General features: G+C 47.1%; 16 protein-coding genes. 9 read left to right on the plus strand and 7 right to left on the minus strand.

The window, feature by feature from the left end; all coding sequences use genetic code 11:
* The first annotated feature begins 144 nt into the window (after positions 1-144).
* The 4 genes from ACU1JV_RS19470 to phnE (ACU1JV_RS19485) all read left to right on the plus strand — a co-directional run bounded on the left by ACU1JV_RS19470 (position 145) and on the right by phnE (ACU1JV_RS19485) (position 3,630).
* Positions 145-1,113, plus strand: coding sequence for a phosphate/phosphite/phosphonate ABC transporter substrate-binding protein (locus ACU1JV_RS19470; protein ID WP_013373161.1), 969 nt, complete (start codon positions 145-147; stop codon positions 1,111-1,113).
* A gap of 101 nt (positions 1,114-1,214) precedes the next feature.
* The gene (gene phnC / locus ACU1JV_RS19475; RefSeq protein ID WP_029514360.1) at positions 1,215-1,985 is read left to right on the plus strand and encodes a phosphonate ABC transporter ATP-binding protein; all 771 of its coding nucleotides are present in this window, start codon (positions 1,215-1,217) and stop codon (positions 1,983-1,985) included.
* Entirely contained in the window at positions 1,982-2,836 is an 855-nt protein-coding gene (phnE, locus tag ACU1JV_RS19480; protein ID WP_016324733.1) for a phosphonate ABC transporter, permease protein PhnE, read from the plus strand. Before phnC ends, phnE (ACU1JV_RS19480) begins: the two co-directional genes overlap by 4 nt.
* On the plus strand, positions 2,833-3,630 hold the full coding sequence (gene phnE / locus ACU1JV_RS19485; RefSeq protein WP_413987035.1) for a phosphonate ABC transporter, permease protein PhnE: 798 nt from the start codon (positions 2,833-2,835) through the stop codon (positions 3,628-3,630). The genes phnE (ACU1JV_RS19480) and phnE (ACU1JV_RS19485) overlap by 4 nt, the downstream gene beginning before the upstream one ends.
* A gap of 85 nt (positions 3,631-3,715) precedes the next feature.
* Here phnE (ACU1JV_RS19485) and ACU1JV_RS19490 read toward each other — a convergent pair whose 3' ends face one another.
* The 6 genes from ACU1JV_RS19490 to ACU1JV_RS19515 form a co-directional block, all read right to left on the minus strand.
* A complete protein-coding gene (locus ACU1JV_RS19490) occupies positions 3,716-4,846 on the minus strand; it encodes an aminotransferase class V-fold PLP-dependent enzyme (RefSeq protein ID WP_413987036.1) in 1,131 nt (376 codons plus the stop codon).
* Between the two features lie 162 nt (positions 4,847-5,008).
* Positions 5,009-5,884, minus strand: a complete 876-nt coding sequence (gene cysW, locus ACU1JV_RS19495; RefSeq protein ID WP_013373166.1) for a sulfate ABC transporter permease subunit CysW — start codon at positions 5,882-5,884, stop codon at positions 5,009-5,011.
* A 74-nt stretch (positions 5,885-5,958) separates the two neighbouring features.
* Positions 5,959-6,792 (minus strand): sulfate ABC transporter permease subunit CysT, encoded by an 834-nt coding sequence (gene cysT / locus ACU1JV_RS19500; protein WP_413987037.1) that lies wholly within the window; start codon positions 6,790-6,792, stop codon positions 5,959-5,961.
* A 78-nt stretch (positions 6,793-6,870) separates the two neighbouring features.
* Positions 6,871-7,935, minus strand: a complete 1,065-nt coding sequence (locus ACU1JV_RS19505; RefSeq protein ID WP_413987038.1) for a sulfate ABC transporter substrate-binding protein — start codon at positions 7,933-7,935, stop codon at positions 6,871-6,873.
* A 384-nt stretch (positions 7,936-8,319) separates the two neighbouring features.
* Positions 8,320-9,000 carry a hypothetical protein gene (locus tag ACU1JV_RS19510; RefSeq protein ID WP_413987039.1) on the minus strand — a complete coding sequence of 227 codons (681 nt, stop codon included), beginning with the start codon at positions 8,998-9,000 and terminating at the stop codon, positions 8,320-8,322.
* Positions 9,001-9,116: 116 nt separating this feature from the next.
* Positions 9,117-9,611, minus strand: a complete 495-nt coding sequence (locus tag ACU1JV_RS19515; RefSeq protein WP_413987040.1) for a hypothetical protein — start codon at positions 9,609-9,611, stop codon at positions 9,117-9,119.
* Positions 9,612-10,097: 486 nt separating this feature from the next.
* Between ACU1JV_RS19515 and ACU1JV_RS19520 the strand changes: the two genes are divergently transcribed.
* Positions 10,098-10,352, plus strand: a complete 255-nt coding sequence (locus ACU1JV_RS19520; RefSeq protein ID WP_058831042.1) for a hypothetical protein — start codon at positions 10,098-10,100, stop codon at positions 10,350-10,352.
* Between the two features lie 116 nt (positions 10,353-10,468).
* On the plus strand, positions 10,469-10,603 hold the full coding sequence (locus ACU1JV_RS19525; protein ID WP_301336228.1) for a hypothetical protein: 135 nt from the start codon (positions 10,469-10,471) through the stop codon (positions 10,601-10,603).
* A gap of 349 nt (positions 10,604-10,952) precedes the next feature.
* Here ACU1JV_RS19525 and ACU1JV_RS19530 read toward each other — a convergent pair whose 3' ends face one another.
* Positions 10,953-11,192 carry a hypothetical protein gene (locus ACU1JV_RS19530; protein WP_172800040.1) on the minus strand — a complete coding sequence of 80 codons (240 nt, stop codon included), beginning with the start codon at positions 11,190-11,192 and terminating at the stop codon, positions 10,953-10,955.
* Between the two features lie 82 nt (positions 11,193-11,274).
* Here ACU1JV_RS19530 and ACU1JV_RS19535 point away from each other — a divergent pair, with 82 nt between their 5' ends.
* From ACU1JV_RS19535 to ACU1JV_RS19545, 3 genes are all read left to right on the plus strand, one after another.
* On the plus strand, positions 11,275-11,448 hold the full coding sequence (locus tag ACU1JV_RS19535) for a hypothetical protein (RefSeq protein ID WP_155617200.1): 174 nt from the start codon (positions 11,275-11,277) through the stop codon (positions 11,446-11,448).
* 109 nt (positions 11,449-11,557) lie between these two features.
* The gene (locus ACU1JV_RS19540) at positions 11,558-12,235 is read left to right on the plus strand and encodes an ABC transporter ATP-binding protein (RefSeq protein WP_058831041.1); all 678 of its coding nucleotides are present in this window, start codon (positions 11,558-11,560) and stop codon (positions 12,233-12,235) included.
* Entirely contained in the window at positions 12,232-14,826 is a 2,595-nt protein-coding gene (locus ACU1JV_RS19545; protein WP_413987041.1) for an ABC transporter permease, read from the plus strand. Before ACU1JV_RS19540 ends, ACU1JV_RS19545 begins: the two co-directional genes overlap by 4 nt.
* The last annotated feature ends 126 nt before the right edge of the window (positions 14,827-14,952 follow it).

The raw sequence follows: 14,952 nt of genomic DNA on the forward strand, positions 1-14,952 counted from the left end.
CAAATGATAAATTTTACATCATTTTTACCAAAGTCAGGAGTGCTTTTTACCCTACCTGTGGGACTAGCTGTTAAGATTTGGTTTGTCACTGAATTTACAGGTTTTTTAAATTTTCGTTATTACGATGTTTAGGGGGAAATTATTTTGTTCAAAAAAGCACTGACCTTGTGCATGACCTTCACACTGGCAGCGGGTTTAGCCGCTTGTGGCTCAAATGCAAGCAATAACAACAGCGCCTCCACTCCGGGTACAGATGGCTCTAAAAACGAAAGCACAGCCTATGTCCCTAAGGAGTTAAAGGTACAATTCGTTCCTTCTCAAAATGCAGATACCCTCGAAGCCAAAGCTAAACCGCTCGAAAAACTGCTGGGGGACAAACTCGGAATCCCGGTGAAAGTAACCGTATCTCCTGACTACAATACGATTGTGGAAGCCATGTCTTCCAAACAGGTAGATGTAGGGTTCCTTCCGCCTAATGCTTATGTACTGGCACACGATAACCGTAAAGCGGCCGACTTGCTCCTGCAAGCTCAACGCTATGGCATTGAAGATGCCACAGGCAAGGACACGACTGAAAAAGTAAACTTTTATAAAGCAATGATCGTGGTGAAAAAGGATTCTCCAATTCAAAGTCTGGCTGATCTGAAAGGCAAGAAGGTTGGCTGGCAAAATGTAACCTCCTCCGCAGGCTATGTGTACCCCGCAGCAGAGCTGAAAAAAGCTGGCGTGGACCCGGACACAGATGTGCAGGGTGTGACGATCAAAGGCCACGACGCTGCTATTCTGGCGCTGCTGAATGGTCAGGTTGATGCTGTCGCTGTTTTCCAGGATGCACGTAACACAGTGAAGAAGGAAATCCCGGACGTATTTGAAAAGACACGTGTCATTCATTACACAGCTAAAATTCCAAATGACACCGTCAGCGTACGTTCCGATATGGATCAAACGTGGAGAGACAAAATCGCCCAAGCCTTTATTGACATTGCCAACGATCCTGAAGGCGGCGAAATCATTAAAGAAATTTACACCCATGTAGGTTATGAAAAGGGCGACGATAAAAACTTCGATTCTGTGCGTGAATACGCCGAAGCTGTCGGCCAAGCGGTAAAGTAACAGGTACGAAACAGGCTTTACGAATGACAGGGCAGCACCGTCCATGTATTCATGGCGGTGTTGTTTTCATTCCACCCTATCGGAGAGAAAGTTGGGAGCATATGATTGAATTTCGAAACGTATCGAAAACATACCCGAACGGCACCAAAGGGTTGAATAATATTAATTTGACGATTCAGGAGGGAGAAATGGTCGTCATTGTAGGCTTATCCGGTGCCGGTAAGTCCACCCTGCTGCGTTCCATTAACCGACTGCATGACATCACGTCTGGCGACATCGTTGTAGGCGGCAAGTCTGTTACGTCTGCCGGAAGCAGCGAGCTGCGGCGTATTCGCCGTGATATCGGCATGATCTTTCAAAGCTTTAATCTGGTTAAGCGTTCGACGGTGCTTCGCAACGTACTTTCCGGCCGCGTTGGTTATCATTCGACGCTGCGGACCATTCTCGGTCTCTTCCCGAAGGAAGATATCGAGCTGGCACTAACGGCGCTAGAACGCGTGAATATCCGGGAAAAAGCTTACAGCCGAGCCGATGAGCTGTCCGGTGGCCAACAGCAGCGCGTATCCATCGCGCGTGCTCTGGCGCAGGAGGCTAAAATCATTCTGGCAGACGAGCCTGTCGCGTCGCTTGATCCACTGACCACCCGCCAGGTGATGGACGATCTCCAGCGAATCAACCGTGAAATGCAGATTACGACCATTGTCAATCTGCATTTCATTGATCTGGCGCGCGAATATGCAACACGGATCATCGGATTACGCGCTGGAGAGGTCGTCTTTGACGGCACACCGGAGGAAGCTACGGATGAAGCCTTTGCGGAGATCTACGGCCGGGCCATCAAGCATGATGAACTGCTGGGAGTGGGATCATGAAGCCCGACTCTACTGTCCAGCCGCTCTCTTCGACGCAACCGTCACCATCTGCTGGACCGCCCCAGCCAAGTAAGCCGCCCGCAGGGCCACCTTTGCCAGGACGCTACAAGCGTTACGCCACCTGGATGATTTTTATCGTGGTGCTGGTAGCCTGCTCCATTCATACAGATGCCACGCCTTACCAATTGATCGTTGGATTACCGGAAATGGGCAAATTGCTGGAGGAAATGTTTCCTCCAGACTGGAGTTACCTGCCTACCATCTGGAAACCGATGCTGGAAACGATCCAGATCGCTATTGTCGGCACGACACTGGGAGCCATATTAGCAATCCCTGTCGCGTTGCTGTGCGCCTATAATGTGATGCCGCGCAAGCTGATCTCGCTGCCGATGCGCACGATCCTGAATCTGGTACGGACGATTCCCGATTTGCTGTTTGCCTCGATCTTTGTGGCTGTATTCGGCATCGGACCGTTTGCAGGAATGCTCGCCCTGCTCTTCTTCTCCTTCGGGATCATAGCCAAGCTGACCTTTGAGGCGATTGAAGCCATTGATCCCGGACCACTGGAGGCCATGACTGCTGTTGGCGCGAGCCGCATTCAAGTTATCGCCTTTGGTGTGGTTCCGCAGGCATTGCCTTATTTTGTGTCGTACTTGCTGTATACCTTTGAGGTTAATGTGCGCGCAGCATCTGTTCTGGGGCTCGTTGGCGCTGGCGGCATCGGTCTGCTGCTTGACCGTTCCCTTGGGCTGTTCCGATATGACCGGGCAAGCATTATTATTCTACTGACCCTCGTCATCGTCCTTGCGATTGATTACGGCAGTAACCTGCTACGGAGGAAGTTATTATGAATGATCCTACGCTTCGCAGACCTATTGGCTCCCGCCTGCGCTTTTGGGCGTTAGCTATTCTGCTAATTATCATTTACATTTGGGCTTTTCGCGGGATGCAGTTTGAAGGATTACAGGGGACGGCCAAAAGCGTCTCTGTCGCGATATTGGACGGTTTCCTTCATCCCGACTGGTCGTTTGTCTACATCCCTGAGGGGGAGGATTTGCTGCGTGGGTTGCTGGATACGCTGGTTATTTCAGTGCTTGGAACCTTCGTGTCCGCATTTGCTTGCCTGCCGTTTGCCTTTTGGGCATCCAGCAATATGAGCCGTCTACGCCCTTTATCAGGTAGCGGGAAGTTTGTACTTAGTGTCATCCGGGTATTTCCCGAAATGATCGTCGCCATTCTATTCATTAAAGCCGTAGGTCCCGGCTCGTTTGCAGGTGTGCTTGCCCTCGGCATTCACTCCATTGGCATGCTGGCCAAGCTTTTCTCAGAAACGATTGAAAGTGTGGATCACGGGCCGCAGGAAGCTCTGATCGCGTGCGGTGCCAACCGTTGGCAGGTCATTTTCTTCGCCGTGCTGCCGCAGGTGATTCCACAGTTTCTTTCCTATTCGCTCTATCGTTTTGAAATTAACATCCGGTCCGCAACCACGCTCGGTCTGGTTGGTGCAGGTGGTATTGGTACTCCGCTGCTGTTTGCACTCCAAATGCGCAACTGGAACCGTGTAGGCGTCATTTTACTCGGCATTGTAGTCTTAATCATTTTGACCGATCTGGTATCCGGCTGGTTGCGCAAACGGATCGTGTAATTAAAATTCTCTAAATCAACAAAAGCCTCTCCGGTGTAAAAGGGACCTGCTATGCTCCCATTCACTCGGAAGAGGCTTTTGCTGTTCAACAACTCCCAGCTAATTCATCTATGACCCGCCGGACTTCCTCTGCCGTATTGTAAAAATGCGGAGCCAAACGAATAATATCCTTTCGTGCCGACACAATCATATTTCGGCTCCTCAAACGCCTCTCTACCGCCGACACATCGGCTACTTCAACAGCGAGCAGACTTGGTAAAGTGCCTCCTCCAGCAGGTATGCGTATGTGTAACCCTTTGCTACGTCCATATTCAACAGAAAAGTCCAACAGTTCATTCATATAGGTCTGAATGTTCGTGACCCCAATTTCCAGCAGCAGCTTTAAGGCTGCATTTGCGGCAAAAATGCTAATGAAGGAAGGTAATCCTGTCTCAAAGCGGCGGGTTCCCGCTGCCGGAACCGGATGAGCAATATCAAACCGGGAGGCGGGCTCCTGTCCGAGCCAGCCCGTAAGACGAGGCTTGAAGCGTTCTATTCGATCCTTGCTTATATAAAGAAAAGCCACTCCCGGTATCCCCAGCATATATTTGCGTGCTCCCGCGACCAGAATATCTATGCCCATCGCCTTTACATCCACCGGAATCATTCCTGCAGACTGATAGGCATCCACGAACAGTAACGCCTGATTTCGGTGAGCTATATGTGCAATGGATTTGAGATCTTGCTGAAATCCGTTGGTATAATTCACATGGGACACCATAATAAGTGCAGTATTCTCCGTAACATGCTCCTCATACTGCTCTATGGTTACTTCTCCCTCCGTAGAAGGGATACAGCAAATATGATCACGAAACATCTCCTGTGCCTGCCAGATGTGTCCTACCGTCGGAAAGTCGGTATCTGCATACACAATCCATTCTTTTCCCGGTACATAAGGAAGGGCAGTAGCCACACCAGCAATCGCCTCAGAGGCTGAGGACATCACCGCAATTTCGTCAGGCTCCGCCCCGATGAGCTTGGCAAAATGCCCTCTGGCTTCTTCCAAACGTGCCATAGATAGGTCGCCGTTAAGACCGTGTTGCAGCAAGCTTCGATGATATTCCTCAATGGCAGCGGAAACCGGTCTCGATATCGCCCCCTGGGAACAGCTCCCTACATGGATATGTGAGGACAGCACCGGAAACAACTGACGGTAGGACTGAAACGGATGTTTCATATTTCCCTTCGCTCCTCTTGGGCACACCAACGTGCCTTGATATGATCATTTTATTATCCATATAAGCCACCTTAGAACAAGGGCCTCTCTTCCCATCTTCTCGCCGTTAGCAGACGATAGACACAAAGAGAGGCCCTGTTGGATCATATACACAATCATTAATTAATGCACGCGTTTGCGTCCAAACCAGCTTTTAAGCACCAAGGTTGCCAAAGCAAGTAACAGCAACAACGAGGCCACCGCAAAAGATGCCGAGAACTGATACTCGTTATACAAAATCTCCACATGCAGCGGAAGTGTATTCGTCTCTCCCCGAATATGTCCCGAGACGACGGACACTGCACCAAACTCGCCCATGGCTCTCGCATTACACAGAATAATGCCATACAGCAAACCCCACTTGATGTTCGGCAGCGTCACTTTCCAGAAAATACGCCAGCCGCGTGCACCCAGCGTGACCGCCGCTTCCTCCTCCTGCTGCCCCTGATCTTCCATCAGCGGAATAAGCTCGCGCGCCACAAAAGGAAATGTAATGAACAGCGTTGCCAAAATAATGCCCGGCAAAGCAAATATAATTTTAATATCATGCTCATCCAGCCACGGCCCAAGCCAGCCCTGTGCGCCAAACACTAATACATACATCAGGCCTCCGACGACAGGCGAAATCGCAAAGGGCAAATCAATCAAGGTGACCAGCACACCTTTGCCGCGAAAATGAAATTTTGTGATCAGCCAGGCGGCCGCTACACCAAATACCGTATTCAGCGGAACCGTTATCGCTGCCACCAGCAGCGTCAACCGTAATGCAGACATAGCATCCGGGTCCCGTAGCGCCTCAACGTATACGCTCCATCCCTGCTTGAGTGCTTCGGTAAGCACGACGATTAGCGGCAATACCAACACCCAGAGCAAAGCTAAAAAAGCAGCACCAATGAGCGTCCACTTTACCCAAGGGGCTTCAGTTGTAACTCTATTGGGCGGTGCGGATGAAGGCACTGGTGCAGAAGCAAGCTCCTGCCCAGTTATCGCTTGTGACATGATGTATCCCTCCTTGAACACGGGGTTTAATGCGCAGGCCTCTACTGTCTGCATGCTAACGTTAGACAGTTACATTAGACTGCACGGCGCCGCGACCAGCGCTGAAAACTGTTAATCACGAATAACAACACGAATGAAATGACCAACAGCATCAACGCCACCGCCGTAGCCCCTGCATAGTCATTTTGCTCCAGCTTGGACATAATGAGCAGCGGAGCAATCTCGGTCTTCATCGGCATATTTCCAGAAATGAAGACGACAGAGCCGTACTCGCCAATGCCGCGGGCAAAGGCAAGCGCAAAACCCGTCAGCAGTGGCGGTACCAGTTCCGGTACAATAACGCTGCGGAAGGTACGCCATCTGCCCACTCCCAGCGTAGCCGCCACCTCCTCCTCATCCTTGTCCAGCTCCTCCAGCACCGGCTGAACTGTCCGTACGACGAACGGAATGCCAATAAACATCAACGCGAGCGTAATCCCCGTCTGTGAGTATGCCATTTTCCACCCAAGCGGTTCGAATAGTGAGCCGATCCAGCCGTTCTGTGCATATAGAGCGGTCAACGCAACCCCTGCCACCGCCGTGGGCAAAGCAAAGGGCAGATCAATGACCGCATCAAAAACTCGTTTCCCCGGAAATTCATAACGCACCAGTACCCAGGCGATCAATAAACCGAGAAACAGATCGATCAGCGCCGCGGCTGCGGCACACAAAAAGCTCACCTTGTAGGAAGCTAGCACCCTGGCATCAGTCGCCACGTCCCAAAATTTCTCCCACGTCAGCCCGGTTGAATTCAGGAGCAGTGCTGATAATGGCACCAGCACCACCAGACTGAGATACAGTACACTATAACCCATTGTTAACCCGAATCCGGGAAGTACGCGTTTTCGGGTGGCTTGCATTTGACTCATGTTCTGTCCATCCCTCTCTGCATCCTTTGACTATGGCACTCGCGCCTACAGATCACTCGCCTTTACACTCCACTTATGTTATGAACTACCAGGTACATAAATCTGGTCAAAAATACCCTTGTCACTAAAATGCTTTTGCTGTGTCTCTTTCCATGTCCCAAATACATCCTTCAAGGTTACGAGCTCCAGCTTAGGAAATTGATCCTTGAACTTTGCCGTCACACTCTCCAATGTTGGGCGATAATAATTTTCGGCAGCAATGGTCTGCCCTTCTTCACTGTACAAATATTTCAGGTACGCATCCGCCACCTCGCGTGTACCTTTTTTATCTACCACCTTATCGACTACCGCTACCGGAGGTTCAGCCAAAATACTGATCGACGGATATACGATATCGAATTTATCCGCACCTAGCTCCTTCACAGAGAGCAGTGCTTCATTTTCCCAAGCGATCAGCACATCGCCAATTCCACGCTCTACGAAAGTCGTCGTCGCTCCACGTGCTCCGCTATCTAGTACAGGCACATGCTTATACAGCTCCTGTACAAACTGCTGGGCTTTGGCTTCATCGTTATTGTTCTTTTTGAGCGCATAGGCCCAGGCTGCAAGATAGTTCCAGCGGGCTCCGCCCGATGTTTTAGGGTTCGGTGTAATGACCTGCACATCGCCGCGGATCAAATCGTCCCAGTCCTTGATCCCCTTCGGGTTCCCTTTACGTACCAATAACACGATGGTTGATGTGTACGGGGAACTGTTATGCTCATATTTACTTTGCCATCCCTCTTTAACAAGCCCTTTTTCCTGTAACGCATCAATATCATAGCCCAGGGCCAGTGTAACCACATCTGCATCCAGTCCGTCCTGTACAGAGCGGCTTTGCTTGCCAGATCCTCCGTGGGATTGCTTGATCGTGACCTTCTGCCCTTTCTCCTTCTCCCAATGGGCGGCAAACGCTTTATTATATGCTTCATACAACTCACGGGTCGGATCATAAGAAACATTGAGCAACTCCACTTCCCTAGAGCCAGAAGCAGAGCTACCATCCGCCTGCGTCCCTTCCTTGCTTGCCCCACAAGCACTTAGCATCATTGTTAAAACCAAAGATAGTCCGAGAAAAAGCCGAATTTTGTGTTTCTTCTTCATCAAGACACCCCTCATTCTATGTAATTTGTAAATACACATTCATTTACGCCTGTTATTTACAGACACAATCAAAAAAAAGGGCGGAGAATTCCCTGATGCAGCCCTGATAGGTCAAACCTGTCGCGTGTACAGTGTCTGCCTGCTGTTCCTAGAGGTTCTCCGCCAGAATGGCGAGGTTATACTTTCATACTTCCACACTTTAATTCTTTAATTCCTACCTGTTTAATGAGTTATAGGGATATAATACGAGAGTTTATGAGGGATGTCAAACCTTTTTTTGGTATGGGATGATCTAATAATTTGCTTTCTTCAAGGGGGGGACAGTCAGAAACATTGTATACGTTTCCGACCGCCTAGAGGGCATGGGTACACGTGGAATACGACTTAGTTGGCTACCGTTTCAAGATTAATCGAAAAAACTCCAAATTGCTTCGGATTGTCCGTAGCTCTTCTCAGCCACAGCTCACCCGATCCCACCATAACTCCCTGATAATTAACAAACAAATCATCTGTCTTTTGGTTCACTAGCGCCTCACGAATCGCGTCCGTAAAGATCTGATCATATTTAGCCAGAAAATCTTTCTTGTTCGGAATCGTTAGCGACTTTTCACTATCATTGACACGCAGAGGGTACAAAATATAATTGGCTACCTTCTCCTTGTCATTGTCGGCAACAGCCTTCTGCAACGCTTTGAATGTGTCCAAAAACGCTTTAGGATCTTGAATACCTGCTACCTCAAAAGGATTTTGAGATGCATTGGGCGCTGCTGGAAAAGATGTATCTGATGAAGTAGCTGGGGCGGAAGGAACTGACTTTTGCGCATCAGTACCGCTGTTTTCTGCACTCCTGCTCTCTTTAACTGCTTTGTCACTTTGGGCTGAACCGTTCTGATTGCCTCCAGCACTGTTCTCGATCATACTTGTACTGCTTCCAGCATCACTCGGTTCAGCATTATTATCCTGGCCGCAGCCTGTAAGAGCTACAAATGTAAGTGTAAGTAAAATGGCTGTAAGTGACAGCCTCCGTGACATTTTGTGATTATCGGATTCATGTTTTTTGGGCACAACGGGTCATCCTTTCTGCTTTCTACTCTGACCTATTCTGTTCATTAAGTCTTCAACCGTTCTATTGTAACATAAGTAGACTAATGACCGCATGTCGTGCCCATTCTGGAAGGAGCTTACAGTGTAATATATGCGAAAGTTTTAACGCTTCCTCGTGATCCAGCGTCCGTACTTACTTTCAAAATCAGCTCTTTCAAGGAGCCATTTGCAGCTTCATTCTGCCCCTCTGGCTTGATAAACAGCAGATCGTGGCGTTCTCCCGGCTGCAACGTTCGGCTAGAAAACCCGCTCGTTGTGCCTTGCAAGTCTGATCCATTCGAACTGTTGAGCTTGTATCGTACGGGTTGCTTTCCTGTATTCTTGATACTGATGTACAGCTTACGCCCCTCTTCAAATCTAAAGCTCGTTTGTCCTTGTCCTCCAAATTGCATCTCCTGGTCATGTACAATACGTTTCGCTGCACTCCCTTGCTCACTCTGCATACTAAGTGGAACAGTCGAATGACTCTGATTTATTCTGTAATAGTTGATGACGGGACGCTCATATTGGCAAAAGCGACATAACCTACGATCACCCCCGCAACGCCCATACCCATTTTTCCACCATTTCATATCCCTCCTACAAAAGATATGCTGAAGCTACATTATATCAATTCAGTCGTCACCATGATGGCACACAGGTAGCTCCTCCAAATCTGCTACTTGGATCGTCAGTGACTCCAATGATTCCAATTCAAACAAAGCCAGATGGTAGTGTTCATATATCCTGTTCAAAGATAGTCAGATGCTTCAGAGAATGCAATTCTCTAATCCGTTCAGGATCTCCCGTCAAACCATACTGCATGAGCTCCACTCGATCCGGTTGATACCGAATAGCAGCAAAAGGGTGGTTTGCACTAGGGTATAACCCCTTGTTGCCAAACTGCGCCTAAAGACGCTAGCCTGACCATGTTCTGCTCAGGCTCAGTGTTATTTGTCACTTTTACTTACCAGTTAGACTACCCTGGGCTCCTTATCACGGAGAGCGTTATGCAGGTCACGGCAGAACAAATTGCACAGATGTATAAGGCTTGATGGCAGATGGAGGTCTTCTTTCGTTTGATCAAGCAACATTGGAATATTCCAACGCTGTTTGGTGCGACCCCAAATGCGGTCTATGGGCAACTGTTCTGCGCGCTCATCGTCTATGTCCTACTCAAATACTATTCGATGCTGCTCAAACGACGTGGCCCAACCATGCCATACTCTCCTGCCCGATTTCCTCGACTTTTCTATCTTCACAAACTGCCTGGTGAATGGCTTATTCTAATTCAGCTCGTTCTTCTCCAGAATACTTCCATTTTTATGGATTAAATTACTTATTATAGTTAATCAACAGGCATGTATGACAAATAACATGATGATTTTTACAATAGAAAATTTAGAGGCGTTTTTAATGATAGTTTAAAAGTGATAGGAGGTGAATTAACATGGAAAAGGTTAAGGTTTTGGAAACTGTTGATTTTGAAATGGAAGTGCAAGCACTATGTGATCCTGATGACTGTGCGCATGATTGTCTCGTAAAAACGAATGATTGTGACACTAGTTGGTCTCCGTGGAACTAATGAAAGAATAATTCTGACTAACTAAGAATCTCTTAAGCCCCGAAATCGGATTTGATTCTAGCACACTTAACAGTGTAGTCTGGATACTGAGCCGATGGAGGGGATTTTTTATGCAACGAAGAAGGTTTACGATCGAGTTCGAACAGCAGGTTATTCAAGAGGCCAAGGAAGTAGGCAATGCGTCTCAGGTTGCTCGTCGACAAAACATCAAACCCTAAACTGCTTTATCGTTGGATCGAACAAGCAGAGCATTGAGATTGGCAACGAACCGTCCTGTCGTCCAAGACGATTAAGGCATACACACCCTCATCCCAGGAGTTTCGCTCCCTAGAAGGCGAGAACAAGCAACTCAAGGGGCTTTTGGGTGAGGAGTATCTGGAAATTTCTGTACTTCAAGACTTGCTAAAAAAGCAGAACCCAGCTTATCGGACAAAATCGAAATGCCGACAAGTGGATTAAGCTGGGACACGCGGTAAGCCGCATTTTTGGATCCGAGCAGATTTACTATTACCGCAGGAATAATCAGCACACGTCCCGTTCTAATAAAGGCGGAGTCGACCTGTGCCTGGCTTTTCGATTCGTTTCTCAAATCCAGGCAAAACATCCGCGTAAGTTAGCAAACAATCGTGAAAACACGGCAGCCAACCCATTATGGGAGTTGGACATTAAATATGGCTATATCACAGGCGAGTACCGCTTTTTTTCTGTTATGGGTGCTGGATGTTTACGATCACGAGGTGATTGATTTTTATATGGGGTTGTCTTGCGAAGGCCAGCATGCTGCTGGGCTCATTCAACGTAGTTTGTGGAAAAGAAAACTATTGGATCTAACGTCCGTCCGGTGATTCGAACCGATAATGGTCCACAGCTTACTCAAGTCAGAATGAGACATTATAATAAATTTGTGTTGTAAGCACTTACGATACAGATATTTTTATTAGGGGAGAGATAAACATGAATATATTAGAAACCAGAGAGCTCAGAAAAACTTATGGCAGCGGAGATACCGAGGTTCATGCATTGGATGGAGTCAACATGGAGGTAAGCACTGGTGAATTCGTGGCTATCATTGGGACATCCGGCAGTGGAAAGTCCACCCTTCTGCATATGCTTGGTGGGTTGGATCGACCTACAAGCGGAAACGTCACCGTAGACGGCAAGGATATCTATTCTCTGAAAAATGAAGAATTGACCATTTTCCGCCGAAGAAAGATTGGCTTCATTTTTCAAAATTATAATCTAGTTCCAGTCTTAAATGTCTATGAGAATATTGTACTACCTATTGAACTGGATGGAAACCAACCGGACAAAGCCTATCTGACTCAAATTACGAACACGCTGGGACTTGAGAACAAATTAAACAATCTACCGAGCAATCTTTCAGGGGGGCAACAACAGCGGGTAGCTATTGCGAGAGCACTAGCGACGAAACCAGCCATTATTCTGGCCGACGAGCCTACTGGCAATCTGGACAGTAAAACCAGTCTGGATGTCATCGGGTTGATCAAAGTCTCCAGCCAACGCTTCGCTCAAACGATGGTGATGATTACTCATAATGAAGAAATCGCGCAGATGGCAGACCGCATCATCCGCATTGAGGACGGTAAAATTGTAGGTGGTGTGACCCGATGACCAAAGTAAAAAACAGTAAGGGCGGCGTTCATAATTTATCAAATAAAAGTTTTAAAGCGAATAAAACCCGCAATATTATTGCGATTATCGCTATTGCCTTAACCACTTTGTTATTTACATCTGTGTTTACTATGGGGATTGGCGCGATGGAAAGTTTCCAGCAGGCAACGATGCGACAGGCCGGTGGGGAAGCGCATGCTTCTCTCAAATTTATCAACGATGAGGAATTTAATCACATCAAAGACCACCCTCTTATTAAGGAGATAGCATATTGCCGCTCGTTAAGTCAAAAGGTAACAAACGAGCAATTTTTAAAGCGCAAAACGGAGTTCTGGTATCGTGACGATCTAGGGCTAAAGCTAGGATTGGTTGAGCTAGAAAAAGGCCACAAACCGGTGGCAGAAAATGAGGTTATCGCGGACTCTAGCACCTTACAGCTACTGGGTATTCCCCTGAAAGAGGGCGTCCCATTGACCTTGAAGCTTGAGGTTCACGGCAAAACGGTGCAGCGTGAATTTATCCTCGCCGGCTGGTGGAAGAGTGACCTCGCCGCCGGGATGGACGTAGGCACAATCTATGCTTCTAAAGCTTATGTGGATGCCCATGCTGAAGAATTAATTAACACATATAAGCAGGATTATAATCGGACCGGAGCCATCAGGGCAGATATCATGTTCGATAACAGCTCGAACATCCAGGGAAAACTTGATCAAGTGATTACAGAAAGCGGTTATTCCCTAGACCAAAATGCACCGAACTACATTGCAAGTTCTGTGAACTGGACGTATTTTTCCAACACTTTCAGTTCGAACCCTGAAGTCGTCTTTGTCTTAGCTGGTGGTCTGTTACTGATCATGCTTACTGGCTATTTGATCATCTATAATATTTTCCAAATCTCGGTGATGCGTGATATTCGTTTCTACGGTCTTCTAAAAACCATCGGCATAAGCAGTAGCCAACTCCGTAGGCTCATTCATAGACAGGCATTATTTCTTTCCTTGGTCGGAGTTCCCATCGGCTTACTTGTGGGTTTTGGGGTCGGAAAATCGCTTCTCCCTCTGCTTATGAACACTTTTGGGCACGCTGAGGTAACCCTATCCCCCAACCTATGGATTTTTATCAGCTCCGCTTTGTTTGCAGCCATTACAGTTATCATCAGTATTTATAAGCCTATTAGGATTGCAGCGACTGTATCTCCAATCGAGGCAGTAAGATACGTAGACGGAGCTATCAAAAAGGGTAAGAAAAAACTGAAAAAATCAACTAACGGTGCTAAAATGCCGCTGATGGCTCAAGCCAACTTAGGGCGCAATAAGAAACGGACTACTTTAGTGGTGATTGGCCTTTCTCTAAGTCTGGCGCTACTGAATATTACTTTTACATTATCCCAAAGTCTGGATATGGATAAATATGTGTCTAGAAGCATTGACGCTGACTTTGTGATTGCACATGCAGGTTATTTTCAAGAACATTTCACAGGTCCTGACAATGCAACGACGGAAAGTTATATCCAGGCCGTACAAGCACAACCTGGCTTTGAAGAAGGTGGACGATTGTACAGTGGCAGCAATTTACTCACTGCTGATTGTAAAGAGACCTTAAAGGGAGACGGCACCGACGCTCGTGTCAACTTATCTGCAACCCCAGGCATTAATGCTTGTGGCTCTTTACCATACGACACCGACGCTCGTGGCAACATATCAGCAGCAGCATATGGTCTCGAAGAGTTTCCTCTTCACCGACTACAACTAATTGACGGTGAGCTTGATTATGGCAAGCTGGCTTCGGGTAAATATATCCTGGAAAATGTCATACTGGATAACGATGGTAATCCCAAAATGAAATATTCGGCATATAAGATAGGTGAAAAGGTTGTCCTTCATAACTATATGGACACAGCAAAAGTCCAGGAGTATACTAGCCATGAATTCACAGTCCTCGGTCATGTCGCCCGAAAAGGAATTAATAATGGTGTAATAGGTGCTAATGTTGAATTCTTTCTTCCGGCGGATATCTACAAAACACTTGTGAAGAAGCCTACGGTGATGAGTTATGATTTTAATGTATCCAACAGTAAAGAAAAAACGATGGAGAGCTTCTTAAAGAACTATACCGGAGTAAAGGAGCGAACGATGCACTATCGATCCAAATCTACCGTAATTACCGCGTTATTAGGTATGCGAAATACTATTTTGATGATTGGCGGTATGCTCAGCGTTATTATCGGTTTGATTGGTACTCTTAATTTTGCAAACGCGCTTCTAACTAGCATTCTGACCCGCCATCAAGAATTTGCTATACTACAAAGTATCGGTATGACTAATAAACAATTAAAGACAATGCTCATTTATGAGGGTCTGTACTATGTGCTCGGTACTAGCATATGCTCCATCTTATTAGGAAGCTTATTTTCCGTCTTGATTGCAAAACCCTTGAGTAACGTAATGTGGTTTATGAGTTATAAATTTATTATTTGGCCGCTGATCCTCGTGCTGCCTGTTCTGCTCGTGCTTGGAATCTGTCTTCCTCTCGCTATTTATTCTCTGAGCAACAAGAAAACTATCGTAGAACGACTGCGAACAGCAGAATAAATCCCCCTGTAAAGAAAATGACCTAGTCAAAACTTCTGGCTAGGTCATTCTTGGTTATTCAATTATATAATTAATACACGGTCCCTAACTAGCTCCCTCTTGTAACTCCCCATGCTGATTGATATA

It is taken from the genome of Paenibacillus sp. T2-29 (genome assembly GCF_052921365.1).